Genomic DNA, 24,627 nt, shown 5'->3' on the forward strand with positions numbered 1-24,627 from the left:
CCCCTTGTTCGGCAGACCGTTGCCACCCCATGTTTATGACAAAGAGATCGGAGGGAAGACCTTGAAGAAATACGCTTTTTTAGCGGCTTTGATGGCTGCAACGGCGGCAGGGATGGCCCATGCGGAAGAACGTCGCATTACTGTCGATGCCCTTGGGACCGCTCTGGCGGTGCCCGATATGGCGACCATAACACTAGGAGTGACACATGAGGATGCCGAGGCCGCGGACGCGATGCAGGCGACGTCCGACGCGGTGTCGGCAATATTGGCGCGTCTGGAGCAGATGGGCATTGAAGCACGGGATGTCCAGACAAGGGATCTGTCGCTCTCGCCGGTTTGGTCGGGCCGAAATAACCCCAATGGCGACCGACCCGAGATTTCGGGCTTTTCGGCTTCAAACCGAGTATTCGTACGGGTTCGTGACCTAACACAACTGGGTGCCGTAATGGATGCCGTCATCCAAGATGGCGCAAATGATTTCGGGGGGCTAAGCTTTGGTGTTCAGGACCCTAAACCGCTTGAGGCGCAAGCCCGCGCCAAAGCTGTGGCAGAAGCAACTGCCAAGGCAGAGCAATTGGCGCAGGCTGCCTCGCTGACTTTGGGACCTGTGCAACAAATCAACGAGCATGTCGGAGGTATCCGCCCTGCCGCGCAGATGCGCGAATTCAAAGTTGCGGATTCGGCGGGGGTTCCGGTGGCAGGCGGTGAGATTTCAGTCTCGGTCAATGTCACGATGGAATTTGCGATATCCGAATAAATACTACTCAGCCGCTCGGGCCTGCAGTGTGTGACGCTGCTGGCCCGATTGGTCGAAGTTTTCTGGCGATAGCCATGTTTCGAACGCACTCTGGATGCGTGGCCATTCACTATCCAGAATTGAATACCACGCGGTGTCCCGGTTGCGCCCCTTGTAGTGGGTTGCCTGGCGAAAAACACCTTCGAAGGTAAAGCCCAACCGCTCGGCCGCACTACGTGAGGGGGCATTCAGGGCGTCGCATTTCCACTCATAGCGCCGATAGCCAAGCTCATCAAAGACGCGGCGCATCATCAGATACATGGCCTCGGTGGCCAGAGGGGTGCGCTGCAACAAGGGTGAGAAATGAATGTATCCCACCTCGATGACCCCTGCGTCGGGCTGAATGCGCAGATATGTGGCATGCCCAACCGGAGCTCCATCGCCGTCAAGCACCGTGTGAAACAACGGGTCTGCGCTGTTCTCAGCCCAAACCATCCAATCTGCGAAAGCCACTTCAGATGTTATTGGTTCTTCGGGCAGATAGGTCCAGTTTCGACCGTCCTTGTCTTCGGCAAACGCCCGGTACAGACCTGACGTATGCTGTTTCGCGTCCAAAGGCACCACTGAACAGAACCGACCCTGCATGCCCGTGCGAGCCGGCGTCGGGCGAGGAAACTCACCCGAGACCGGCATGCCCACGGGTTGGCCAAGTGCGTTCACCGTGTGCTGCGGCATGATTTAGGCATTCGCCTTTGCCAAAGCCTGGTCCAGATCCGCGATCAGGTCATTGACGTCTTCGATCCCGATCGAAACGCGAACAACCCCCGGACCGGCCCCTGCGGCCTCTTGCTGTTCGGGTGTCAGCTGACGGTGCGTGGTCGAGGCCGAGTGGATGATCAGCGACCGCGCATCGCCAAGGTTCGCGACGTGGCTGAAGATTTCTAGTGCGTTCACAAGTTTGACGCAGGCGTCATAGCCGCCCTTTACAGCAAAGGTGAACAGGGCACCGGCACCCTTGGTGTATTGTGCCTTGACCCGGTCGTGATAGGGCGACGAGGGCAGGCCCGCATAGGTCACATAATCGACGCGGTCGTCCGCCTCGAGCCAGGCCGCGATCTTTTGTGCGTTCTCGACATGACGCTCCATCCGCAGCGACAGGGTCTCGATCCCCATCAGCGTGTAGTGGGCGGCTTGCGGGTTCATGGTCATGCCCAGATCGCGCAGACCGATTGCTATGCCGTGGAAGGTAAAGGCGAGCGGGCCAAAGGTCTCGTGGAATTTCAACCCGTGATAGGCTGGCTCGGGCTCGCTGAGCGAGGGGAACTTGTCATTCGCTGACCAGTCGAATTTGCCCGAATCCACGATGCAGCCGCCGGTGACGGTGCCGTTCCCGGTCAGGTATTTGGTGGTCGAGTGCACCACCAGTGTCGCGCCCTGTTCGATGGGGCGGCACAGGTAAGGTGTTGCCGAAGTGTTGTCGACAATCAGCGGTACGCCGGCTTCGTCGGCGATGTCAGCCATCGCCCGAATATCGGTCACATAGCCGCCGGGGTTCGAAATGGATTCACAAAACACAGCACGGGTGTTGTCATCAATCGCGGCTTTTACCGCCTCGGGATCGTCCATGTCGACGAATTTGGCGGACCAGCCAAAGCGTTTGATGGTCTGGCTGAACTGAGTGACCGTGCCGCCATAAAGGCGGGTCGAGGCAATGACGTTACACCCCGGTCCCATCAGCGGGAACAGCGCCATGATCTGCGCGGCGTGACCCGAGGAACAACACACAGCCCCAACGCCGCCTTCCAGCGTGGCGACGCGTTCTTGCAGAACGGCCACGGTCGGGTTGGTCAGGCGGGAGTATATGAAGCCCACTTCTTGCAGGTTGAACAGCGCAGCGGCGTGATCGGCGTCGCGGAACACGTAAGCGGTGGTTTGGTAGATTGGCGTTTGGCGCGCACCTGTCGCCGGATCGGGACGTGCGCCCGCATGAATCTGAAGCGTGTCGAAACCGTAGCTTGGGCCGTCAGACATTCTGGAAATCTCCCGTTGATTTTTTGGTTGCAGACTCTGTAGGCGATTGACGGGCTGCGCACAACAATCCTGTCAGCGCATCCATAGGCCCTTTGCCTTGATTTTGTTACGTATAGCCTGCTCGCGTTGGGGCAGGTTGTCTCGGTCGAACATCTCGCGGATCTTGTGACCCTTGCGCTGAATGACCAGCTTTCGGATCGGCTCATACCCTTTGAGCACTTTTTTGATGCGGTTTGGCGCTACCACCGTCTCCAGCAGCTCGACCACATGGTCGCTTTCACGTGCGTAAAGCAGTGGGAACAGGCGATAGTGACAGCTCACGGTACCATCCAACAGGCCGTGGGGCAGGGCGTCTCGCCCCCCGCCAAGGGAATGGATCACCAAGGGCAGAGCGATCTGGTCAAGCCAGGGGTCCAATGTCTGGCCCGCCAGCTCTGGGATATCTTCATCACGGATAGTGCGCGCATAGTCACGGAACCTGTCGCCAAAGATGCGAGGGCAGGAATGGAAGAAATAGCCAGCGTTAAAGTACAAATACCGCCGCCAATAATCATGCGGTTGGCTTGTGTCGACCGAACTTTCGAAATCAAGATTGAACCTGTGATAAAGCGCCTTCCAGATACCATCATAACCGGGCCCATAAAGCGTTGGGCGTGGCCATGTCCCCTCGACTTTCAGCGATGCACCGGGGTGGGCAAAGTCGAAGGGAACGGCGTTCAAATCTCCGGTGATCAGCGTGTCACTGTCGAAGAACACAAACGGCTCGCCTTCTGGCAAAGCCGACAACGCCTCAATCTTGTTCCCATGCGGGTAAGTCTGGCCAAAGACCTGATTTTCAAAAGGCAGCAGCTCGGCATCCAATTGGCGCAGCGCTTTAAGGATATCTTCGTCCTGGATGCTGGGATCTTGTGACCAACGTTGGCTGGGTTGTGGAACAGCGATAAACAGGCGGCCGGCGAAATTGGGGCTGCTGTGGCGCAAAGAGGCGGCAAACAGCAATGCCTCGTATTGCAGCCGGTTGTTCTGGCCAATGATGACAATATTGAATTTCGAAGGGGTGGCCTGCATCGGTCGGTGGTCGTCGCTCGTATTATCTATTGGCGGCACAGTACGCAGGGTATGCAGACAAAACCAGATGTGAAGACGATCGCATGATGCAAAAATTGAAAACCGGCGTGATGCCCCCATCTTAGGCTGAGATGTCCAGAAGGAGATACCGCATGAGGGTCAACGCAGATTTCACAAAGCGCGTCGCCGTCCACTTTGATCAGAACGAATGGGTCGCGTCCCCCGCAGCCGGGGTCGAGCGAAAAATGCTGGACCGTATCGGTGAAGAAGTTGCCCGCGCCACTACAATCGTACGATTTGCGCCGGGCAGCGCGTTCGCTGCGCATACCCATGATGGCGGCGAGGAATACCTGGTTCTGGATGGAGTGTTTCAGGACGAAACAGGCGACTTTCCGGTCGGCAGCTATGTGCGCAACCCGCCGACGTCCTCTCATACGCCCTCGGCCAAGGACGGCGCGACGATTCTGGTCAAGCTGCATCAGTTCGACCCTGCAGACAGAACCGAAGTGCGCCGGTCAATCGAGGGGGCAGAAAAACTCCAGCTGTTCAAGGACGACCTTGAGGACGTACGGGTTCTCAGTTTGGCGCCGAATGAAGCGCTGGATTTGAATGCCGAAAAGGGGCTCGAGTTGTTTGTCATCGAAGGCACTGTTCGGGAATCGGATGAGGCGTTTTCCGATTGGGATTGGCTTCGCTTGCCGCCCGGCACCCACTCCGTCGCCACGGCAGGAGAGGCCGGCGCACGGGTCTGGATCAAGTCTGGGCATCTATCGCAGATGGTTTGAATTTCGCTGCTGCATCAAAAACAGGCATATTTTTCCGAAAACCGGGCCGCTGAGCCCGGTTTTTTGATTTTTTGACCATTTGGCAAATTTTACCAATTGATAAAATTTCAGACTGTGGCAAGCTGATCCCATAACAACCATATCTACAGGGAGTAGAGCGATGGCACAGGGCCAGATGGCCCCCGGCATTGTCTCCGGGCGGCTTTCCAGCGATGAGCTGACCTCGAATTTCACGGATCTGCATCCACCACTGGCCCCGCACGAGGCTGCCGTGGCTGCTGATCGGTGCTATTTCTGCTATGACGCGCCGTGTGTGGCGGCTTGTCCGACCGAGATCGATATCCCGCTGTTCATGCGGCATATTCAGGCCGGGCAGCCCGAAGCAGCGGGCGAGACCATTTTGGCGCAAAACATTCTGGGCGGTATGTGCGCCCGCGTATGTCCGACCGAGACACTGTGTGAAGAAGCCTGTGTACGCGAGGCTGCCGAAGGGGCTCCGGTCGAGATTGGGCGCTTGCAGCGTTATGCGACCGATAGTGTAATGGCGGGCGGGGCGCATCCGTTCGACCGTGCCGCGCCGACCGGAAAGACCGTCGCGGTGATCGGGGCAGGGCCCGCTGGGCTGGCCTGCGCGCATCGGCTGGCGATGCTCGGGCATGACGTTGTCATTCACGAAAGCAAGCCCAAGCCCGGCGGCCTGAACGAGTACGGGATCGCAGCCTATAAATCGACCAACAACTTCGCGCAGGCCGAGGTGGATTGGCTGATGCAGATCGGTGGTATCACGATTGAGACGGGATCGGTTCTGGGCGAGACGATCTCGCTGGATGGGCTGTCCACTAATTACGACGCGGTGTTCCTGTCGATCGGTCTGGCAGGGGTGAATGCCCTGCGCGCCGGTGGCATCGACAAAGACGGCGTGCGCCCGGCGGTCGAGTTCATCTCGGACGTGCGGCAGGCCAGTGATCTGGCGGCATTGCCCGTGGGGCGCAATGTCGTTGTCATCGGTGGTGGCATGACCGCTGTTGACGCGGCGGTAAAGTCCAAGCTGCTGGGGGCCGAGCATGTAACCATTGCCTATCGCCGGGGGCGCGACGCTATGGGCGCCAGCCGGTACGAGCAGGACTTGGCGGCCTCGCATGGGGTCAAGATCATGACCAATGTGCAACCCGTGGCTGTGCACGGAAACGGCGCAGCGGCTGAGATTGAGCTGGAGTATACATCTAGCGAAGGTGGGCAACTGACCGGCACGGGCGAGGTAATCCGCCTGCCAGCAGATCAGGTGTTGAAAGCGATTGGTCAGACGCTGGAGGGCGCGCCCGAAGGGCTGAAACTCGACGGTAACAAGATCGCTGTCACGGGCGCGGGGCGTACCTCGATCACGGGTGTCTGGGCCGGAGGCGACTGCGCTGCCGGCGGCGAAGACCTGACCGTGACCGCTGTAGCCGAGGGCCGCGATGCGGCAATGGATATCCACGCAAATCTGACCGCGTGAAAACTGGATTTGGGATGCTGAGTGGCATCAGGAGGGCCGGATAAATGGCTGATTTAAAAACGAACTTTCTGGGAATCGAAAGCCCGAACCCGTACTGGCTGGCCTCGGCGCCGCCGACCGACAAGGAATACAATGTCCGCCGCGCGTTCGAGGCCGGATGGGGCGGTGTGGTCTGGAAAACGCTGGGGTCCGAGGGGCCTCCGGTGGTGAACGTAAACGGGCCTCGGTACGGCGCGATCTATGGCGCGGATCGGCGGTTGCTGGGTCTGAACAATATCGAGTTGATCACCGATCGTCCGCTTGAGGTGAACCTTGAAGAGATGGCGCGGGTCAAGGCCGATTACCCGGATCGCGCGCTGATCGCTTCGATCATGGTTCCGTGCGAGGAAGAGGCGTGGAAAGCTATTCTACCACGGGTCGCCGAAACCGGGGCAGATGGGATCGAGCTGAACTTTGGCTGTCCGCACGGCATGAGCGAGCGTGGCATGGGATCTGCTGTCGGGCAGGTGCCGGAATATATCGAGATGGTCACGCGGTGGTGCAAAAAATACTATGACCGCCCGGTGATCGTGAAGCTGACGCCTAACATAACGGATATTCGCAAACCTGCCGAAGCCGCAAAGAATGGCGGCGCTGATGCCGTGTCGCTGATCAACACGATTAACTCGATCACCAGCGTCAATCTGGATACGTTCAGCCCTGAACCGTCGATCGACGGCAAAGGCAGCCACGGAGGGTATTGCGGCCCGGCGGTGAAACCGATTGCTCTGTCGATGGTGTCCGAGATTTCGCGGGCTCAAGCGACGCATGGCCTGCCGATTTCCGGCATCGGGGGCGTGACTACATGGCGCGATGCGGCCGAGTTTATGGCGTTGGGTTGTGGTACAGTTCAGGTCTGCACTGCTGCGATGACCTATGGCTTTAAAATCATCGACGAACTGACCGCCGGGCTGTCGAAATGGATGGATGAAAAGGGGTACAAAGACGTCTCTGAAATTGTCGGTCTGGCTGTGCCAAACGTGACGGATTGGCAGTATTTGAACCTCAACTACGTCGCAAAAGCAAAGATCGATCAGGACCAGTGCATCAAATGCGGCCGTTGCTACGCTGCGTGCGAAGACACCAGCCATCAGGCGATTTCAATGTCTGAAGACCGTGTTTTTGAGGTGATGGACGATGAATGCGTTGCCTGCAACCTGTGTGTGGATGTGTGTCCTGTAGATGGGTGTATTTCCATGGAGCCGATGGCCGCGGGAGAGGTAGACCCACGCACTGGCCGCGAAGTGCAGCCCAACTATGCGAACTGGACGACGCACCCGAACAACCCGATGGCCAAAGCGGCTGAGTAATCACAAAAAAGGGGCCGGCAATCGGCCCCTTTTATCAGGGCGTCAGAAGTTTGCGATAAAGTGTATCGATAAAGGGTTCAGCGCCTTCGAACGGGTCTTCATCAGCTAGTATCGCACGGACCTGAACATCAAAATCCGCATAGTGCTGAGTCAGTGCCCAGATCGAAAAGATCAGGTGATAAGGATGCAGTTTTGCAATTTTACCCTGCTCCATCCATCTGATCAGAATAGCGGTCTTTTCATCGACCAGCGACTTGAGGTCACTCGACAGAGCCGCATGAATTCTGGGGGCACCCTGAACCAGTTCGTTGGCAAACAAGCGGCTTTCTCGCGGCAGGTCGCGGCTCATTTCCAGCTTGCGGTGGATGTACGAGAGCATCTCTTGCATCGGATCGCCCGCTTCGTCCAAATCGTGCAAAGGGGCCAGCCAGACGTCTAGCAGGCCGGACAGCAGGGCGGTATGAATCGCTTCTTTCGACGGGAAGTAATATAGCAGGTTTGGCTTGCTCAGACCCGCTTCGGCCGCGATTTGATCCACGGTTGCACCCCGGAATCCGTGCGCTGAAAACACGTTTAATGCGGCCTCGAGAATCGCGGCGCGGTTCTTTTTCTGAATACGGGTCGGGGCGCGGTCTTTAGGCATGTTTTCAGGCTGTCTCTTTTTCCGGCATTCGGGCGTGAAATAGGTCAAAAAATCTGGCGGTGTCCTGCAATTTCTTGACTGATCTCGAACCCGTGATAGCGTGAGTTTGACCAGATGGTCAAATCAAGACACCAAAAGCGAGCCAAATCGCAAGCGACAGGGAAGAACAAGATGGCAGCTCCGGCGCAGAACCTACGGATTAATGGCGACAGGTTGTGGGACAGCCTGATGGAGATGGCCAAAATCGGCCCCGGCGTAGCAGGTGGCAACAATCGTCAAACCTTGACGGATGAGGATGCCGAAGGCCGCGCCTTGTTTCAAAAATGGTGCGAGGATGCGGGCTGTTCGATGGGGCTCGATCAGATGGGCAACATGTTCGCCCGGCGCGAAGGGACAGACCCGGACGCGCTGCCGGTTTACGTAGGCTCGCACCTGGATACGCAGCCGACGGGCGGCAAGTATGACGGTGTGCTGGGGGTTCTGGGCGGACTGGAGGTCATCCGCACGCTGAATGATTTGGGGATCAAGACGAAACACCCCATTGTTGCAACCAACTGGACCAATGAAGAGGGTACCCGGTACGCGCCAGCCATGCTGTCATCGGGCGTGTTTGCCGGAGTGCATACGCAGGATTGGGCGTATGCGCGCGAAGATGCCGAAGGCAAGGCTTTTGGTGATGAGCTTCAACGGATTGGCTGGCGTGGAGACGAAGAGGTAGGCGCGCGCAGGATGCATGCGTTCTTTGAGCTGCATATCGAACAGGGCCCGATCCTTGAGGCCGAGGGTAAGGATATCGGTGTGGTCACTCATGGTCAGGGCCTCAGCTGGACGCAGATCACGGTGACGGGCAAGGATGCACATACCGGTTCGACTCCGATGCCCATGCGCAAGAATGCCGGGCTGGCGATGGCGCGCATACTTGAGAAAGTGGATGAGATCGCGTGGTCCCATGCGCCTCATGCCGTTGGGGCGGCGGGGCATATCGATGTCTTCCCGAACTCGCGCAATGTGATTCCGGGCAAGGTTGTTTTTACTGTAGATTTCCGCTCGCCCGATCTGGAGGTGATCAAGGATATGGAGGCGCGTCTGCGGGTCGCGGCTGAGGATATTGTGGATGAAATGGGCCTGCAGATCGAGTTCGAGAAGGTGGGTGGGTTCGATCCGGTGCAATTCGACGAAGGGTGCGTGGCCGCAGTGCGCGATGCGGCTGAGCGGCTGGGCTATTCGCACACGGATATCATCTCGGGCGCCGGGCATGATGCGTGTTGGATCAATCGTGTGGCACCGACGGCCATGGTGATGTGTCCGTGCGTGGATGGGTTGAGCCATAACGAGGCCGAAGAGATCAGCAAGGACTGGGCAGCAGCCGGGACGGATGTTCTGTTTCATGCGGTCGTTGAGACGGCGGAGATCGTGGAGTAGGGGGCGCTGCCCCCGTCGCCCGCTGGGCGACTCCCCCGAGGTATTTTTTGCCAGATGAAGCAAGCGGCGCAGACCGCGTCAGGGAGATTAGAATGAGCACTGTTATCAAGAATGGGACCGTCGTAACCGCGGATCTTTCCTATAAAGCAGACGTCATGGTCGAGGACGGGGTGATCACCGAAATCGGCTTGGATCTGAAGGGCGACAAAGAGCTTGATGCGACTGGCTGCTATGTCATGCCGGGTGGGATTGATCCGCATACCCATCTTGAGATGCCGTTCATGGGCACCTATTCCAGCGACGACTTCGAAAGCGGGACGCGGGCGGCTTTGGCCGGAGGCACCACGATGGTGGTGGATTTCGCGCTGCCCAACCCGGGTGAAAGCCTGCTGGATGCGTTGAAGCGTTGGGACAACAAGTCGACGCGGGCGAATTGTGATTACTCGTTCCACATGGCGGTGACCTGGTGGGGCGAGCAGGTGTTTGACGACATCAAGACCGTGATCGAGACGCGCGGGATCAACACGTTCAAGCATTTCATGGCCTATAAGGGTGCGTTGATGGTGAATGATGATGAGCTGTTTGCCTCGTTCAAACGTCTGGCTGAGCTGGGCGGGATCGCCATGGTTCATGCTGAAAATGGCGATGTGGTGGCTGAGCTCAGTGCCAAGCTGCTGGCCGAAGGCAATACAGGGCCCGAGGCGCATGCCTATTCCCGCCCGCCTCAAGTTGAGGGCGAGGCCACGAACAGGGCCATCATGATCGCCGACATGGCAGGTGTGCCTTTGTATGTAGTGCATACCTCTTGTGAAGAGGCGCATGAGGCCATTCGTAGGGCCAAGATGAATGGCAAGCGGGTGTGGGGCGAGCCTCTGATCCAGCACCTGACCTTGGATGAAAGCGAGTATTTCCATCAGGATTGGGACCACGCGGCGCGTCGGGTCATGAGCCCTCCGTTCCGGAACAAGCAGCATCAGGACAGCCTGTGGAACGGGCTGCATTCAGGAACGCTGAGCGTGGTGGCCACCGACCATTGCGCCTTTACGACCGATCAGAAACGCTATGGCGTGGGTGATTTCACCAAGATCCCCAACGGGACCGGCGGGTTGGAAGATCGGATGCCAATGCTGTGGACCTATGGTGTAAACACCGGGCGTCTGACGATGAACGAATTCGTGGCTGTCACTTCAACAAACATCGCTAAGATTATGAATTGTTATCCGAAAAAGGGTGCGATTCTGGTTGGGGCTGACGCGGATATCGTTGTTTGGGATCCCGAAAAAACCAAGACGATCAGCGCCGAGACGCAGCAGTCCTCGATCGACTACAACGTGTTCGAAGGCAAAGAGGTCAAGGGCTTGCCTCGCTTTACTCTGACACGCGGTCAGGTGGCCGTGCATGATGGGGAAATCCGTACGCAGGAAGGTCATGGCGACTTCGTAGCGCGCGAGCCGAACGGGCATGTGAACCGGGCGCTGAGCACTTGGAAAGAGTTGACCGCACCGCGTCCGGTCGAGCGGACGGGTATTCCGGCGACGGGGGTTTAAGAGTTGACGCAAAGCACAGAATACCCAACTGCGATTCAGTTTATTGCGTTCGCGGTTCTCGCCACGCTAATCGCTGTGCTCGCGTTTTGGGTAATTGGTGCAATGTTCGCACCGCCCGAAATTGGGCTAGCGAACTTGCTTCCCAGCCTGCCGTCCGTGTTAACTCTTACTTTGCTGCTCGGATGGCCAATATGGGGTCCGATACTGCTTTGCGCGCTATTCCCGGGTTGCGTTGTTTTTGTGGCGATGCGTCGCGTCGCCACCAGACTTCCAATCGGTCGCCGCGGGCCTACACTGATCGCGGCAGCAGCTGTATCCGTGTTTTCCTGGACTGGCGCTGGCATACTGTTTTGGGCTTTCAGTTCAGCTAGTCAGCCCTTTGGGAATGCCTTCCTGTTAATTTTCGGAGTCCCTGCCGCAATGATTGCGGCGTGTGTCACACTGCCTATTCCTGAGTAAGAAATGCCAACCGATCCAAACAACAATTCCGCAGTCGTAGAAGCTGCCAATCTCGACCTCACCTTCCAAACCAATGATGGCCCGGTTCACGCGTTGAAAGATGTGAACCTGACCATCGACAAGGGCGATTTCGTCAGTTTTATCGGCCCCTCGGGCTGTGGCAAGACCACTTTCCTGCGCTGTATTGCGGCGCTTGAGACGCCAACCGGGGGAACACTGACCGTCAACGGCATGACCCCGGATGAGGCGCGGCGGAAGCGGGCCTATGGCTATGTGTTTCAGGCCGCTGGGCTGTATCCGTGGCGGACCATCGCCAAGAACATCAAACTGCCGCTTGAGATCATGGGCTATTCGGCGGCCGAACAGGAAGAACGGGTCAGCAAGGTTTTGGAACTGGTCGATCTGGCGGGCTTTGGTGGCAAATTCCCGTGGCAGCTGTCGGGCGGGATGCAGCAGCGGGCCAGTATCGCGCGAGCGCTGGCCTTTGACGCCGATATCCTGCTGATGGATGAACCCTTTGGCGCGCTCGACGAAATTGTGCGCGATCACTTGAATGAACAGCTTTTGGCGCTGTGGGCGCGGACGGGCAAGACCATCGGATTCGTGACGCATTCGATCCCCGAGGCGGTCTATCTCAGCACCAAGATCGTGGTGATGAGCCCGCGGCCGGGGCGGATTACGGATGTGATCGACAGTCCTCTGCCCAAGGAACGCCCCTTGGATATCCGCGACACGCCCGAGTTTATTGAGGTCGCTCATCGCGTGCGTGAAGGGCTGCGGGCGGGGCATTCGGATGACTAGCGGCCTGAAAGCCTTTTGGGCGGTGCTGACCGTCCTGACCGTGATCGTTGCGTTCTGGTACGCGGCCTGCGTGCCGATGAACATCAAGGGCGTGTTGACCGAACAAGAGCGGGCAGGGGCCAAGGTGCAGCCGCCCTCGGCTAAGGATCGGCGCGACATGTCCGAGTTCGGCCTGGTGCTGAACAACAGCTTTGCCATCCCCGCCACGTGGGAGCAGGACCGCCCCCGTCTTCCTGCGCCACATCAGGTCGCCATTGAGATGTGGGAGACGACGGTGCAGAAAAAGATCACCTCGAAACGGTCGCTGATCTATCATGGCTGGGTGACGCTGAGTGCGACGATGCTGGGATTTGCCATCGGCACCGGGTTGGGCATTTTGCTGGCGGTGGGGATTGTGCATAGCCGGGTGATGGACCTGTCGGTGATGCCATGGGCCATTGTCAGCCAGACCATCCCGATCATCGCGCTGGCGCCCATGATTATCGTGGTGCTGTATTCGGTGGGCATTCAGGGCATCATTCCCAAGGCGGTGATCTCGGCCTATCTCAGCTTTTTCCCGGTGGTCGTAGGTATGGTCAAAGGTCTGCGCAGCCCCGACGCGATGCAGCTGGACCTGCTCCGCACCTATGGTGCCAGTCGGTCGCAAGGCTTCTGGAAACTGCGCCTGCCAGCCTCGATGCCGTATCTGTTCACTTCGCTGAAAATCGGCATCGCTGCTTCGCTGGTCGGGGCCATCGTTGGTGAGCTGCCGACCGGGGCCGTCGCTGGCCTGGGCGCGCGTCTGCTGGCGGGCAGTTATTATGGTCAGACGGTACAAATCTGGTCGGCCCTGTTTGCAGCGGCCATTCTGGCGGCCGGTCTTGTGGCGCTGCTGGGCTTGATCGAACGGACGGTGCTGAAACGAATGGGAATGGCGCAATGATCTTGGTTATTGGTGCAATCCTTCTGTGGCTGCTGGGCTGGTGGGTGAATGGCCGTCTGGCCAGCGGGCCTTATGCTGACACGCGCATTGTGGGCGTCGTGGCCCCGCTGATCTTTGGCCTTACGATCATCGGTATGTGGGAGCTGCTGGTGCGTGGGCTCGAAGTGCCGCTGGTCATCCTGCCCGCACCCTCGGTGATTGCGGTGCGCTTTGTGGACAGTCTGCCGATCCTGTGGGCGGACTTCGTGCAGACAATAGTCAAAGGGGCGCTTAGCGGTTACATCATCGGGTGTGGTGCCGCGTTTCTGATGGCGATCGCCGTGGACCGCTGGGATTTCCTGCGTCTGGGTCTGCTGCCCGTGGGGAATTTCGTTGCCGCTCTGCCCATCGTCGGCACGGCCCCCATTCTTGTGATGTGGTTTGGGTTCGACTGGCATTCCAAGGCCGCAGTCGTCGTTGTGATGGTGTTCTTTCCGATGCTGGTGAACACCGTGGCCGGCCTGCGCGAGGCCACGGCGATGCAGCGCGACCTGATGGAGACCTATGCCGCAACCTATTTGCAGAGCTTTCTGAAACTGCGCCTGCCTGCGGCGATGCCGTTTGTGTTCAACGGGTTGAAGATTTCCACCACATTGGCGCTGATCGGCGCTATCGTGGCCGAGTTCTTTGGCTCTCCGACCCTTGGTATGGGCTTTCGGATTTCCACCAGCGTCGGTCAGCTTTCGCTGGATATGGTCTGGGCCGAGATCGTGGTAGCCGCACTAGCCGGAACCGCATTCTATGGCGCGGTCGCGATGATCGAAAAGGCGATGACCTTCTGGCACCCGTCACAAAGAGGATAACACTTCAACAGACCCCGAAAACGGGGCACCAACAGCAACTAGGAGACATGAAGATGAATAAGCTACTTAGCGGGGCGCTTGCTGCCTTTGGACTTACAGCCGGTGCGGCATGGTCGGCGGATGAGGTGACATTGCAGCTGAAATGGGTCACGCAGGCGCAGTTTGCGGGTTACTACGTGGCGGCAGACAAAGGGTTCTACGAGGAAGAGGGGCTGGACGTCACCATCCTGCCCGGCGGCCCCGATATCGCACCCACGCAGGTGATCGCAGGGGGCGGCGCGGATGTAACCGTTGAATGGATGCCCGCCGCGCTGGCCGCGCGCGAAAAGGGGCTTCCGCTGGTCAATATCGCCCAGCCCTTCAAAAGCTCGGGCATGATGCTGACCTGCTGGAAGGATGCGGGGATCACTTCGCCCGAGGATCTGAAGAACCGTACGCTAGGTGTCTGGTTCTTTGGCAACGAATTTCCGTTCATGAGCTGGATGAGCCAGCTGGGCATCGACACCAGTGGCAAGAGCGAAAGCGGAGTTGAGGTTCTGAAACAGGGCTTTAACGTGGACCCTCTGTTGCAGCGTCAGGCCGATTGCATCAGCACCATGACCTACAACGAGTATTGGCAGGTGATCGACGCAGGCGTTAGCCCTGATGAGCTGGTGACGTTCAAATACGAAGATCAGGGCGTCGCCACGTTGGAAGACGGTCTCTATGTGCTTGAGGAAAACCTCAGTGATGCGGCCTTTACGGACAAGATGGAACGCTTTGTGCGCGCATCGATGAAAGGCTGGAAATACGCCGAGGAAAACCCGGATGAGGCGGCCGAAATCGTGCTGGAAAACGACGCGACCGGTGCCCAGACTGAAGAGCACCAAAAGCGCATGATGGGTGAAATCGCCAAGCTGACCGCTGGTTCGAACGGTGCGCTGGACCCTGCGGATTTTGAACGCACGGTGGGCACACTGCTGGCTGGCGGGTCGGATCCAGTGATCACCAAGCAGCCTGAGGGCGCTTGGACACATCAGATCACGGATGCAGCCCTGAACTAAGTCGTCTGTCAGACGCATTTGACGCGGTCCCTTCGGGGGCCGCGTTTTGCGTTTGAGATGCCGGAAAAGTGTGTGCCATTCGTTGAAAAATGCCTTAGTATTACTATGAAATTAAACGCATTTGGTTCCGATTGCGTGGGTATGGGGAGATTATGCAAGGATTTGCAGCAGAATTTACATCGGCTTTGGCTCTGATCCTGAACGGGGATGCCGAGTTGTGGGCGATTGTTCTGTTGTCCCTGAAAGTTTCGATTTTTGCCGTGCTGATCGCTGCATTGATCGGGATGCCTGTTGGGGCAGCGCTGGCCGTTGCGCGCTTTCCGGGGCGGAGGGCGATGATCGTGTTGATGAATGCTTTGATGGGGTTCCCTCCGGTCGTTGTGGGGCTGTTGGTTTATCTGATGCTGTCGCGCTCAGGGCCATTGGGTGTGCTGGAACTGCTGTATACGCCCACGGCCATGATCATCGCACAGGTCGTGCTGGTGACACCGATCGTAGCTGCTCTGACACGACAGGTGATTGAGATGCTAGCCGAGGAATATTCGGAACAGTTGCGATCGCTGGGCGTGTCGCGTCTGGCCTCGGTCCCGGTGCTGCTATGGGACGCGCGGCTGGCGTTGATCACGGCGCTGCTGGCCGGGTTTGGCCGCGCTATCGCCGAGGTGGGCGCGGTGATCATCGTGGGCGGCAACATCAATCACGTGACGCGGGTGATGACCACGACCATCGCGCTTGAGACCTCCAAGGGCAATCTGGCGCTGGCATTGGCGTTGGGCGCGATCCTGATCGGAATTGCAATCGCTGTAAACGCTATGGTCAGCGCAGTCAGCCTACGCGCTGAACAGGAGGGGCTGCGTCATGCGTGATATGCTATGTGATACAGCCAGCAGCCTGTTTGTGCGAAATTTGCGCGTTGTTCGAAACGGCAAAGCGCTGCTTAATGTTTCGCGCCTTTCGCTGGACGGGCCGGGTCCGACACTGATCCTAGGGCCGAACGGGGCTGGTAAAAGCCTACTTTTACGTTGTTTGCATGGCTTGATCGAACCGGATCAGGGACGGGTTGAGCAGGACGGGACTCCGCTGACCGATAGGCACAAAGCGCAACAGGCGATGGTGTTTCAACAACCTGTGCTGCTGCGCCGCTCGGTTGCGGCCAATCTTGATTTCGTTCTGAAACGTCAGGGGCTGCCGCGCGGTGCCCGCAAGCTACGGATCGAAAGCCTGTTGGCTGAGGGCGGGCTGGAAGGCAAGGCGCGTCAGCCCGCGCGATCCTTGTCCGGGGGCGAGGCTCAGCGGCTGGCCATCCTGCGCGCGCTGGCGCTGGACCCCGAGACGCTGTTTCTGGACGAACCCACCAGCGCGCTGGACCCAAACGCGACCCAGATGATCGAGCGGATGATCCTGCGAGCATCAAGTCGCGGCGTGCGGATTGTCATGGTGACCCATGACATTGGGCAGGCTCGCAGACTGGCTGCGGATATCGTCATGATGCAGGGTGGGCATGTGGTTGAACATGGGTTGGCTAAACAGGTCTTAAACGCGCCTCAAAGTGATGCCGCACGCCGCTATCTGGCGGGCGGGCTTGTGACTTAATCAATAAGACGGAGATCGAAATGATCCGGAATTTTCTTCGGGCAGCATTGCTTTCGCTTGGCCTGGCCGCACCTGCGTTCGCCGAGGAGCCCTTTATTGTCGTGCAATCGACCACGTCCACGCAGAACTCGGGGCTTCTGGACTATATCCTGCCGGGGTTCGAGGCCGAAACTGGGATAGACGTGCGTGTGGTGGCTGTGGGCACCGGGCAGGCGATCCGCAATGCGGTCAACGGGGACGGAGACGTTCTGCTGGTCCATGCCAAACAGGCCGAGGATCAGTTCGTCGCCGATGGTTGGGGCGTCGAACGCTTTGACGTCATGTATAACGATTTTGTTCTGGTTGGGCCGAAATCCGACCCGGCCAAGGTGAAAGGCGGCGCGGATATCGTGGCGGCTTTGACCGCTGTGGCCGAGGCCGAGGCCCCCTTTGCCTCGCGCGGGGATGACAGCGGCACGCATAAGGCCGAGATGCGCCATTGGACTGCGGCCGAGGTTGATCCCACGGCTGCATCGGGCGCATGGTATCGCGAGACGGGCTCGGGCATGGGGGCGACGCTGAATGTGGCCAGCGGGATGGATGCCTACGTGCTGACCGACCGCGCCACGTGGCAATCCTTTGGCAACAGGGGCAATCTTGAGGTGATGGTCGAGGGCGACCCGCGTTTGTTCAACCAATATGGCGTCATTCTGGTGAATCCGGACAAGCATCCACGTGTTCGGGCTGCAGCGGGCCAGCGGTTCATCGATTGGCTGACCGGGCCAGACGGGCAGGCGGCGATTGCGTCTTACAAGCTGGACGGCCAGCAGTTATTCTTTCCCAATGCCAGCGGGTCTTAACCGCTGGCACCGTTGTGATGGATCGTGCCCAGATGGCTTAGGTCATAGCCACCAAACTCGGCAGCGCGGGCGGCAAATCGGTCGGATTGCACAAAGGCCAGCAGTTTGAGCATTGGTTCGTCGAAATAGGTCCGCCGCCAGATGGCCAGGTCCAACCGTTCAGCATGGGTCGGACAGAAGCCCAGATCATACAGCCCGGCCAGCGCGCCCAGACCAAACCCGGCCTCTGCTTTGCCGTCATGCAGCGCGATGGCCAGCTCTTCCTCGGTACGGGCGCAGGTGGGCAGGGCGTCCAGATCCGCGCGGGTGAGGCCATGTGCCTCCAGTTGCCCGTCAAACAGGCGCTGGCTGGCGGCCGACTCCTGCCGCAGGATCACGCGGCGGCCTTTCAGGTCGGCAAATCCTGAGATGTCACTCACACCCGGAGCCAACAGCAATCCACGCTGACGATGCGCAACTTCATACAAAACCACCGGCGCCTCGCCCAACGCACCGCGCAGAGCCCCAAGATTGAACCCGCCGTCTTCGTGAATATGCAGCGCGGCGGCCTGCGCAGTCCGGTCTTTCAACCGGTTCAGGCCATCGAACGAGCCGTCATAGTACGTCGCCAACCCCGAACCGCTTTCGCGCAGCGCCCAGTCCAGAAGTGGATCATGGCTACCCGCGACAATCGGAGGCAAGGGCGGTTCTGCCACCTGCGGGCCACTGCGCGACGCGTTCAGCCAGGCGATGACCTCGGCGCGGGGAAACAGCAGCTTTCCCATGGCGCGTACGCAGGGCACCTCGCCCGACGAGGCCAGATCATAGGCTTTACGCTCGCCGATACGCAGCAGGTCGGCCAGTTCCTTTGTGGTCAGGAATTCAGGCATTCAGTCGAGGCGCACCGCTGAACCGGTTCCAGCATCGGCGGCACTGAATCCGATCTGATTCAGCACAAAAGGCGCCGCTATTGCAATGACGACCATGGCGGCCACGGCGGCAAGGAAGGCTTTCATCTGTCTCCTCCGGTCTTTCAGTTTTCCGGTGCCGTGGCGCGGCGCAGAAAGGCGATCAAATCGTCCCGGTCGCTGGGCTGCGTGATCCGCTGCATCGGCATCTTCGACCCCGGAATGTAGTGGTCTGGCCCCTCGTCGAAAAGGGCATTTATGGTCTCGTCATTCCAAATGATATCAGAGTCTTGCAGCGTGTCCGAGTAGAAATATCCCGGCAGTGACCCGGCCTTGCGTCCGAACACCCCATGCAGCGTCGGCCCGGCGCGGCGCTGGCCGTCTGGTGTCAGGCTATGACAGATTGAGCATTTACGGGCAAACTGCCGCTCACCATTGCTCATCTGATCGGGGTTTTTCAGGAAACTGGGCTCTGCGGCGGCCATCTGTTCCTGTTCGCGGAGGGTGGTGATGGGCCAGCTATACATAGCCTCGTCAATCCCGCCTGCATGGATGTTCTGGCCGTCCGGCGAAAAGGCCAGCGCCCAAACTGGCCCGCGCAACGTCGCGCGGAAATCCTGTGCGATGCGCCAATCGACCGTGTCGATGAGCATGATATAGCCTTCGCCATCCCCGACCGCCAACAAGCTGCGATCCGGGCTGAGCGCCAGCGCCAGAATAGGACGGCGGTCGAGGGTGAAATCTCGTTCCTCACCCGTGGTCAGATCGCGAATGCGGGTCACGCCATCGACCGCGCCATAGGCGATCCAGTTGTCTTGCGCGTTCAGGACCAGCTCATTGATGCCAAAGCCATGCTCGACCACACGCAGAGTTTCCTGCCCGCTTGCGACATCCCACAGGCGCAACGCCCCGTCGACCCCGGCGGAATAGAGCTGTGATCCGTCGGGCGTAAACACAACCGCATTGACGCCGCCGCCCGCAGACAGAACCGTGGGGTCCGACCCATCCGCCGGCCAAAGGCCAATTGTGCCGTCCCAACTGGCCGTCGCCACATGGGTTTTCGACGCTGCGATGTGGACGATCTTGCCCTTGTGCTGGCCCACAACCTCTCCGCCCGGCCAGCGGCGCAGGGTGAAATCATCACCTGCGGAATAGATCGCGGTGCCGTTGAAGGCGACTGCGTTTACCGCCGCCTCGTGGCCTTCCAGCCATTCGGGCATCTGGTCGAACCAGAGGCCGACCGAGTTGTCGAAGCTTGCCGTGGCGATCCGCCCATCCGGGGCCGTCGCGATCCCCATGATCGGCCCGCCATGGCCTTTTAGCGTAAAGAACTCGGACCACGCGGGCAGGGGGATCAGCGCAAGGATCAGCGCCAGTACGCGCATCTATTCGGCAGGCGAGGCTGCGCCCTTGGCAGCCTCTTTTTCCTGCACCTCTGCCAGCCACAGCGAATGGTGTTCACGCGCCCACTGTTCTTCGACCTCGCCGGTTCCCATGGCGTCGAACGCGCCCTCCATCCCCACCGAGCCCAGATAGATATGCGCGATAATGATGGCGATAAAGACATAGGCGATCATCACGTGCCAGACTTGGGCGTATTGCATTTCCTCTTGCGGCGACATTTGCACCGGCAGATTCAGTCCCATTGCCTGAGGCAAACCGGTTGCATTGGCGATCTGGAAAGTTTTGGCAAACAGGGGCATCTCGAACGGAAACAACAGGGACAAACCCGACAGGCTGATCGACACGCCCAGTAAAATGCAGGCCCAGAAAATGACCTTTTGCCCTGCATTGAATTTCTTGGCTGGAGGATGACTGTTTTTGGTGAAAAGCCCACCGCCAGCGGCCAACCACTTTAGGTCAGTACGGTTTGGGATGTTATGGGCGATCCAGTTTACAGTGACGATGACGAGGCCCAGCATGAAGGCCCATGCCAAGTTGTTATGAAGCCATTTGCAGGCTTGCGCGATCGTCGCAAAGCCTTCTTTTCCAAAGATTGGGATTAGAAAGTCTCGACCGTAAAGCGTCAGCAATCCAGTGAGCCCGAGGATCAAAAACGATCCGGCGAAAAGCCAGTGGCCAAACCGTTCGAAACCGTTGAAACGCGTGACTGTGCGGCCTGTTTTTTCGCCATCAATGCGGATTTTTCCGCGGATCAGGAAAAACAACAAGATTACTGCAGCCATGCCTGCGATGATGTAAGTGCCGTATTCGCGCAGAGGTCCGGTGCGGAAAGCCCACCACCACATGCCACCGTCTTGGATCAAGACGCTTGCAGCAGGTCCTTTTGACGAAACGGTCACATCCGCCGAACCGTATCGAAGAGCGCGATAGACGTCACTGTCGGACGCCACGCCGCGTGTTCCAAACTGGCCCAACAACCCTTCGACGTTACCCTGTCCAGTGTTTTCAGACCGATAGGTATTGTCGATTTTCTCACCACGTTGACGGGCAAGAATGTCTTCAAGCGTTGTCGCTCCACCGGTCGACGTGCGCTCGTGCGCGGCAGGAGCGTCGGCGTCACTTGATTGTGCAATGGCTATGTTTGCCATCGTAAAAGTTAGCAACAATGCGGTGAGTAAGCGGAACATCTGAACCTCGGTCATAAATCCAGTTCAGACGACCCACGCATGCGGGTCGTCTGTTTGGTTCAATAAGACGAACTTAGCCGTCTTTCTGGTCGTAGGCGGTGCCCCAACCCCACGCGCCCGAGCCAAAGCCGCGCGCCACAACGCGTTCGCGGTAGATGGCCGAGACCACGTCGCCGTCACCGGCCAGCAGGGCTTTGGTGGAACACATCTCGGCGCAGATGGGCAGTTTGCCCTCGGCGATCCGATTGCGACCATATTTGGCGAACTCTGCGGTCGAGTGCGTTTCCTCGGGACCGCCGGCGCAGAAGGTACATTTGTCCATCTTGCCGCGTGACCCAAAGTTGCCCGCCTGCGGGTATTGCGGCGCGCCGAACGGGCACGCGTAGAAGCAATAGCCGCAGCCAATGCACAGGTCCTTGGAGTGCAGGACGACACCTTCTTCGTTTTGATAGAAGCAGTCGACCGGGCACACCGCCATGCAAGGCGCATCCGAACAATGCATACAGGCCACCGAGATCGAGCGTTCGCCCGGGTTGCCGTCATTGATCGTCACCACCCTGCGGCGGTTGATGCCCCATGGCACCTCGTGTTCGTTCTTACACGCGGTGACACAGGCGTTGCACTCGATGCAGCGTTCAGCGTCGCAGAGAAACTTTGCTCTAGCCATTTTCGTCCTCCTTTACGCTGCCGAGATCTTGCAGAGAGTACACTTGGTCTCCTGCATCTGGGTTACTGAGTCGTAGCCATAGGTCTGGGCGGTGTTAGAACTTTCACCCAAGACATAGGGGTCTGCACCTGCGGGGTATTTGTGCCGCTGGTCCTCGCCCTGGAAATGGCCGCCAAAGTGGAACGGCATAAAGGCCACGCCGGCGCCAACCCTGTTGGTCAGCATCGCCATCACCTTGACCTTTCCGCCCTCAGGACCTTCGACCCAGACCTGTGATCCGTCACGAATACCAAGGTTGTTGGCATCGCGGGGGTTGATCTCGACGAACATGTCCTGCTGAAGCTCGGCCAGCCACGGGTTCGACCGGGTTTCATCACCACCACCTTCATATTCGACCAGACGACCTGACGTCAGGATTATCGGATAATCCTTTGAAAAGTCGTTCTTTTGGATCGAAGCATAAAGGGTGGGTAGACGATAAGCCTGACGGTCCTCGTAGGTCGGATAGTCCTCCACCAGATCGCGCCGGTTGGTATATAGCGGCTCGCGGTGCAGTGGGATCGGATCCGGGAAGGTCCAGACGACCGCGCGGGCTTTGGCGTTCCCGAAGGGCGCACAGCCATGCTTGATCGCAACCCGCTGGATACCGCCGGAGAGGTCGGTCTTCCAATTGGTTTCAGGACCCGCAACAGCGTCAATCGCCGCGCGTTCCTCGGCTGTCAGATCGCCATCCCAGCCAAGATCCATCAGCATCTGCATCGTGAATTCCGGATAACCATCCTGAATTTCCGATCCAACGCTATAGACCCCTTCGGCCAGCAGGTTGTCACCATCGCGTTCCACACCGAAACGGGCGCGGAAAGTCAGGCCGCCTTCGGCCACCGGTTTGGACATGTCATAGAGGTTCGGTGTCCCCGTATGACCCATCTCCGGCGTGCCCCAGCAGGGCCACGGCAGTCCGTAATACTCGCCGTCGTTGGGTCCACCGATGGCTTGCAGCGTGGTTCTGTCGAACGTGTGCTGGTTGGCCATGTGGCTTTTCAGACGTTCCGGCGACTGCCCGGTATAGCCGATGGTCCAGAGGCCCGAGTTGAATTCACGCGTGATGCTTTCAACATTCGGGGTCTCGGCATCTTCCATCTCGATATTACGGAAGAAGCGGTCCGCCCAGCCGAACTTGTTGGCGAACTTGGCCATGATGACCTCGTCCGGCAAGCTTTCGAACAGCGGATCAACCACCTTGTCGCGCCACTGCAGCGACCGGTTCGATGCCGTGGCCGAGCCACGTGTTTCGAACTGCGTACAGGCAGGCAACAGGTAGACGCCGTCGGTGCGGTCATGCAGCACGGCCGAGACGGTGGGGTACGGGTCGATCACGACCAGCATGTCCAGCTTCTCCATCGCCGTCTTCATTTCCGTCATCCGGGTCTGCGAGTTGGGCGCGTGGCCCCACAGAACCATGGCACGGACATTATTGTCCTGATCCATGTTGGCTGGGTCTTCCAGAACACCATCGATCCAACGGGAGACCGGGATGCCGCGCTCGTTCTGAAGCGGCTTGTCCTTGCCTTCCTTGTCCTTGATCGTGGCGAACTGACCCGCGAGCCATTCAGGGTCTTCACCCCAGACACGCGCCCAGTGGCCCCAAGCACCCTTGGACAGGCCATAGTAGCCGGGCAGGGTGTGGGACAGAACACCAAGGTCTGTTGCGCCCTGCACGTTGTCGTGGCCGCGGAAGATGTTGGTGCCACCACCCGATGTGCCCATGTTGCCAAGCGCAAGCTGAAGCACGCAGTACGCGCGGGTGTTGTTGTTGCCGTTGGTGTGCTGTGTACCACCCATGCACCATACGACGGTTCCAGGGCGGTTGTTCACCATGGTCCGGGCGACGCGGCGCAGCTGCGAGCCGGGCGTACCGGTGACGCGCTCAACCTCATCCGGGTTCCACTTGGCAACCTCTTCGCGGATCTGGTCCATACCCCAGACACGGGTGCGGATGAACTCTTTGTCCTCCCAGCCGTTGTCGAAGATGTGCCACAGGATGCCCCAGACCAGTGCAACGTCGGTGCCAGGGCGGAAACGGACATATTCATCCGCGTGGGCCGCGGTGCGCGTAAAGCGCGGGTCGCAGACGATCAGGGGCGCGTTGTTTTGCTCTTTCGCACGCAGGATATGCAGCAACGAGACGGGGTGCGCCTCGGCCGGGTTACCACCGATGATAAAGATGGCCCGGCTGTTGTGCATGTCGTTGTACGAGTTGGTCATGGCGCCATAGCCCCATGTGTTCGCAACGCCCGCAACAGTGGTCGAATGGCAGATACGGGCCTGATGGTCCACGTTGTTCGTGCCCCAGTAGGCGGCGAACTTGCGGAACAGATAGGCCTGTTCGTTATTGTGTTTCGCAGAACCCAGCCAGTACACGCTGTCCGGCCCGGATTCCTGGCGGATGTTCATCATGCCGTCGCCGATCTCGTCGATCGCCTGTTCCCAGCTGATGCGCTTCCACTCTCCGCCTTCCTTTTTCATCGGGTACTTCAGGCGGCGCTCACCATGGGCGTGCTCGCGGACCGAGGCTCCCTTGGCGCAGTGTGCGCCCAGGTTGAACGGGCTGTCCCAGCCGGGTTCCTGCCCGACCCAGACGCCGTTTTGCACTTCGGCAACGACGGTACAGCCAACCGAGCAGTGGGTGCATACGGATTTGATGTTTTCAACGGCCGTGTTCGCCGCTGTTTGGGCACTGGCTGGCGTCACGGTTCCACCCGTGGCGCTGATCGCGGCAAGGCCGCCGATCGTCAGGCCCGAGCCACGCAGGAATGCGCGGCGATCGACGGTTTTCTCGCCGACCTGGGACAGGATACTTGTCCGCTGGGGGCGTCTCGCAACCCCGTTGGTCTTTTTCCTAAGCAT

At 59.0% G+C, this 24,627-nt stretch carries 23 protein-coding genes; 13 read left to right on the forward strand and 10 right to left on the reverse strand.

What is annotated here, in order from left to right; translation table 11 throughout:
* The first annotated feature begins 61 nt into the window (after nucleotides 1-61).
* Nucleotides 62-757, forward strand: a complete 696-nt coding sequence (locus GOW48_RS01180) for an SIMPL domain-containing protein (RefSeq protein ID WP_170750718.1) — start codon at nucleotides 62-64, stop codon at nucleotides 755-757.
* A gap of 3 nt (nucleotides 758-760) precedes the next feature.
* Here the strand turns inward: GOW48_RS01180 and GOW48_RS01185 are convergent, their stop codons facing one another.
* The 3 genes from GOW48_RS01185 to GOW48_RS01195 all read right to left on the reverse strand — a co-directional run bounded on the left by GOW48_RS01185 (nucleotide 761) and on the right by GOW48_RS01195 (nucleotide 3,835).
* Entirely contained in the window at nucleotides 761-1,471 is a 711-nt protein-coding gene (locus tag GOW48_RS01185) for a GNAT family N-acetyltransferase (RefSeq protein ID WP_170750720.1), read from the reverse strand.
* A 3-nt stretch (nucleotides 1,472-1,474) separates the two neighbouring features.
* Nucleotides 1,475-2,767: an O-acetylhomoserine aminocarboxypropyltransferase/cysteine synthase family protein gene (locus GOW48_RS01190; protein WP_170750722.1), complete on the reverse strand. Its 1,293-nt coding sequence runs from the start codon at nucleotides 2,765-2,767 to the stop codon at nucleotides 1,475-1,477.
* A 72-nt stretch (nucleotides 2,768-2,839) separates the two neighbouring features.
* Nucleotides 2,840-3,835 (reverse strand): hypothetical protein, encoded by a 996-nt coding sequence (locus GOW48_RS01195; RefSeq protein WP_170750724.1) that lies wholly within the window; start codon nucleotides 3,833-3,835, stop codon nucleotides 2,840-2,842.
* Between the two features lie 152 nt (nucleotides 3,836-3,987).
* Here GOW48_RS01195 and GOW48_RS01200 point away from each other — a divergent pair, with 152 nt between their 5' ends.
* The 3 genes from GOW48_RS01200 (at nucleotide 3,988) to preA (ending at nucleotide 7,464) form a co-directional block, all read left to right on the forward strand.
* The gene (locus tag GOW48_RS01200; protein ID WP_170750726.1) at nucleotides 3,988-4,620 is read left to right on the forward strand and encodes a cupin domain-containing protein; all 633 of its coding nucleotides are present in this window, start codon (nucleotides 3,988-3,990) and stop codon (nucleotides 4,618-4,620) included.
* Between the two features lie 160 nt (nucleotides 4,621-4,780).
* A complete protein-coding gene (locus GOW48_RS01205) occupies nucleotides 4,781-6,115 on the forward strand; it encodes an NAD(P)-dependent oxidoreductase (protein ID WP_170750729.1) in 1,335 nt (444 codons plus the stop codon).
* Between the two features lie 44 nt (nucleotides 6,116-6,159).
* On the forward strand, nucleotides 6,160-7,464 hold the full coding sequence (gene preA, locus GOW48_RS01210) for an NAD-dependent dihydropyrimidine dehydrogenase subunit PreA (RefSeq protein WP_170750731.1): 1,305 nt from the start codon (nucleotides 6,160-6,162) through the stop codon (nucleotides 7,462-7,464).
* Between the two features lie 34 nt (nucleotides 7,465-7,498).
* Here preA and GOW48_RS01215 read toward each other — a convergent pair whose 3' ends face one another.
* Nucleotides 7,499-8,107, reverse strand: a complete 609-nt coding sequence (locus GOW48_RS01215) for a TetR family transcriptional regulator C-terminal domain-containing protein (RefSeq protein WP_170750733.1) — start codon at nucleotides 8,105-8,107, stop codon at nucleotides 7,499-7,501.
* Between the two features lie 171 nt (nucleotides 8,108-8,278).
* Between GOW48_RS01215 and GOW48_RS01220 the strand changes: the two genes are divergently transcribed.
* The 9 genes from GOW48_RS01220 (at nucleotide 8,279) to GOW48_RS01260 (ending at nucleotide 17,575) form a co-directional block, all read left to right on the forward strand.
* Complete coding sequence (locus tag GOW48_RS01220) at nucleotides 8,279-9,529, forward strand: Zn-dependent hydrolase (protein ID WP_170750735.1); 1,251 nt, start codon at nucleotides 8,279-8,281, stop codon at nucleotides 9,527-9,529.
* A 92-nt stretch (nucleotides 9,530-9,621) separates the two neighbouring features.
* A complete protein-coding gene (hydA, locus tag GOW48_RS01225) occupies nucleotides 9,622-11,076 on the forward strand; it encodes a dihydropyrimidinase (RefSeq protein WP_170352863.1) in 1,455 nt (484 codons plus the stop codon).
* Between the two features lie 462 nt (nucleotides 11,077-11,538).
* Nucleotides 11,539-12,336, forward strand: coding sequence for an ABC transporter ATP-binding protein (locus GOW48_RS01230; protein ID WP_170750737.1), 798 nt, complete (start codon nucleotides 11,539-11,541; stop codon nucleotides 12,334-12,336).
* Nucleotides 12,337-12,340: 4 nt separating this feature from the next.
* Nucleotides 12,341-13,258 (forward strand): ABC transporter permease, encoded by a 918-nt coding sequence (locus GOW48_RS01235; protein ID WP_170751378.1) that lies wholly within the window; start codon nucleotides 12,341-12,343, stop codon nucleotides 13,256-13,258.
* Nucleotides 13,255-14,100 (forward strand): ABC transporter permease, encoded by an 846-nt coding sequence (locus GOW48_RS01240; RefSeq protein WP_170750739.1) that lies wholly within the window; start codon nucleotides 13,255-13,257, stop codon nucleotides 14,098-14,100. The genes GOW48_RS01235 and GOW48_RS01240 overlap by 4 nt, the downstream gene beginning before the upstream one ends.
* 53 nt (nucleotides 14,101-14,153) lie before the next feature.
* Nucleotides 14,154-15,143, forward strand: coding sequence for an ABC transporter substrate-binding protein (locus tag GOW48_RS01245; protein ID WP_170750741.1), 990 nt, complete (start codon nucleotides 14,154-14,156; stop codon nucleotides 15,141-15,143).
* Between the two features lie 152 nt (nucleotides 15,144-15,295).
* A complete protein-coding gene (locus GOW48_RS01250; protein WP_170750743.1) occupies nucleotides 15,296-16,009 on the forward strand; it encodes an ABC transporter permease in 714 nt (237 codons plus the stop codon).
* Nucleotides 16,002-16,736: an ATP-binding cassette domain-containing protein gene (locus GOW48_RS01255; RefSeq protein WP_170750745.1), complete on the forward strand. Its 735-nt coding sequence runs from the start codon at nucleotides 16,002-16,004 to the stop codon at nucleotides 16,734-16,736. Before GOW48_RS01250 ends, GOW48_RS01255 begins: the two co-directional genes overlap by 8 nt.
* 20 nt (nucleotides 16,737-16,756) lie before the next feature.
* Nucleotides 16,757-17,575 carry an ABC transporter substrate-binding protein gene (locus tag GOW48_RS01260; RefSeq protein ID WP_170750748.1) on the forward strand — a complete coding sequence of 273 codons (819 nt, stop codon included), beginning with the start codon at nucleotides 16,757-16,759 and terminating at the stop codon, nucleotides 17,573-17,575.
* On the opposite strand, the gene GOW48_RS01265 is transcribed toward GOW48_RS01260, so the two are convergent.
* From GOW48_RS01265 to GOW48_RS01285, 6 genes are all read right to left on the reverse strand, one after another.
* A complete protein-coding gene (locus tag GOW48_RS01265) occupies nucleotides 17,572-18,444 on the reverse strand; it encodes a helix-turn-helix transcriptional regulator (RefSeq protein WP_170750750.1) in 873 nt (290 codons plus the stop codon). The two genes, GOW48_RS01260 and GOW48_RS01265, sit on opposite strands and share 4 nt — an antisense overlap.
* Nucleotides 18,445-18,570, reverse strand: coding sequence for a hypothetical protein (locus tag GOW48_RS22600; protein ID WP_269149587.1), 126 nt, complete (start codon nucleotides 18,568-18,570; stop codon nucleotides 18,445-18,447).
* Between the two features lie 17 nt (nucleotides 18,571-18,587).
* A complete protein-coding gene (locus tag GOW48_RS01270) occupies nucleotides 18,588-19,847 on the reverse strand; it encodes a c-type cytochrome (protein ID WP_170750752.1) in 1,260 nt (419 codons plus the stop codon).
* Nucleotides 19,848-21,053 carry a formate dehydrogenase subunit gamma gene (locus GOW48_RS01275; protein WP_170750753.1) on the reverse strand — a complete coding sequence of 402 codons (1,206 nt, stop codon included), beginning with the start codon at nucleotides 21,051-21,053 and terminating at the stop codon, nucleotides 19,848-19,850.
* A gap of 73 nt (nucleotides 21,054-21,126) precedes the next feature.
* Complete coding sequence (gene fdh3B, locus GOW48_RS01280) at nucleotides 21,127-21,720, reverse strand: formate dehydrogenase FDH3 subunit beta (protein WP_037307340.1); 594 nt, start codon at nucleotides 21,718-21,720, stop codon at nucleotides 21,127-21,129.
* A gap of 12 nt (nucleotides 21,721-21,732) precedes the next feature.
* Nucleotides 21,733-24,627, reverse strand: coding sequence for a formate dehydrogenase subunit alpha (locus GOW48_RS01285; protein WP_170352881.1), 2,895 nt, complete (start codon nucleotides 24,625-24,627; stop codon nucleotides 21,733-21,735).

It is taken from the genome of Ruegeria lacuscaerulensis, from assembly GCF_013033355.1.
In the GTDB taxonomy this organism is placed as follows: Bacteria; Pseudomonadota; Alphaproteobacteria; order Rhodobacterales; family Rhodobacteraceae; genus Ruegeria; species Ruegeria lacuscaerulensis_A.

Excerpts from the sequence above, each read along its gene's own strand:
- GOW48_RS01220 (WP_170750735.1), top strand. The coding sequence starts at position 8,279 with ATGGCAGCTCCGGCGCAGAACCTACGGATTAATGGCGACAGGTTGTGG.
- preA (WP_170750731.1), top strand. The coding sequence starts at position 6,160 with ATGGCTGATTTAAAAACGAACTTTCTGGGAATCGAAAGCCCGAACCCG.
- hydA (WP_170352863.1), top strand. The coding sequence starts at position 9,622 with ATGAGCACTGTTATCAAGAATGGGACCGTCGTAACCGCGGATCTTTCC.
- GOW48_RS01185 (WP_170750720.1), bottom strand. The coding sequence starts at position 1,471 with ATGCCGCAGCACACGGTGAACGCACTTGGCCAACCCGTGGGCATGCCG.
- GOW48_RS01250 (WP_170750743.1), top strand. The coding sequence starts at position 15,296 with ATGCAAGGATTTGCAGCAGAATTTACATCGGCTTTGGCTCTGATCCTG.
- GOW48_RS01275 (WP_170750753.1), bottom strand. The coding sequence starts at position 21,053 with ATGTTCCGCTTACTCACCGCATTGTTGCTAACTTTTACGATGGCAAAC.
- GOW48_RS01285 (WP_170352881.1), bottom strand. The coding sequence starts at position 24,627 with ATGCTTAGGAAAAAGACCAACGGGGTTGCGAGACGCCCCCAGCGGACA.
- GOW48_RS01270 (WP_170750752.1), bottom strand. The coding sequence starts at position 19,847 with ATGCGCGTACTGGCGCTGATCCTTGCGCTGATCCCCCTGCCCGCGTGG.
- GOW48_RS01260 (WP_170750748.1), top strand. The coding sequence starts at position 16,757 with ATGATCCGGAATTTTCTTCGGGCAGCATTGCTTTCGCTTGGCCTGGCC.
- GOW48_RS01195 (WP_170750724.1), bottom strand. The coding sequence starts at position 3,835 with ATGCAGGCCACCCCTTCGAAATTCAATATTGTCATCATTGGCCAGAAC.
- GOW48_RS01190 (WP_170750722.1), bottom strand. The coding sequence starts at position 2,767 with ATGTCTGACGGCCCAAGCTACGGTTTCGACACGCTTCAGATTCATGCG.
- GOW48_RS01240 (WP_170750739.1), top strand. The coding sequence starts at position 13,255 with ATGATCTTGGTTATTGGTGCAATCCTTCTGTGGCTGCTGGGCTGGTGG.
- GOW48_RS01230 (WP_170750737.1), top strand. The coding sequence starts at position 11,539 with ATGCCAACCGATCCAAACAACAATTCCGCAGTCGTAGAAGCTGCCAAT.
- fdh3B (WP_037307340.1), bottom strand. The coding sequence starts at position 21,720 with ATGGCTAGAGCAAAGTTTCTCTGCGACGCTGAACGCTGCATCGAGTGC.
- GOW48_RS22600 (WP_269149587.1), bottom strand. The coding sequence starts at position 18,570 with ATGAAAGCCTTCCTTGCCGCCGTGGCCGCCATGGTCGTCATTGCAATA.
- GOW48_RS01245 (WP_170750741.1), top strand. The coding sequence starts at position 14,154 with ATGAATAAGCTACTTAGCGGGGCGCTTGCTGCCTTTGGACTTACAGCC.
- GOW48_RS01200 (WP_170750726.1), top strand. The coding sequence starts at position 3,988 with ATGAGGGTCAACGCAGATTTCACAAAGCGCGTCGCCGTCCACTTTGAT.
- GOW48_RS01215 (WP_170750733.1), bottom strand. The coding sequence starts at position 8,107 with ATGCCTAAAGACCGCGCCCCGACCCGTATTCAGAAAAAGAACCGCGCC.
- GOW48_RS01205 (WP_170750729.1), top strand. The coding sequence starts at position 4,781 with ATGGCACAGGGCCAGATGGCCCCCGGCATTGTCTCCGGGCGGCTTTCC.
- GOW48_RS01265 (WP_170750750.1), bottom strand. The coding sequence starts at position 18,444 with ATGCCTGAATTCCTGACCACAAAGGAACTGGCCGACCTGCTGCGTATC.
- GOW48_RS01255 (WP_170750745.1), top strand. The coding sequence starts at position 16,002 with ATGCGTGATATGCTATGTGATACAGCCAGCAGCCTGTTTGTGCGAAAT.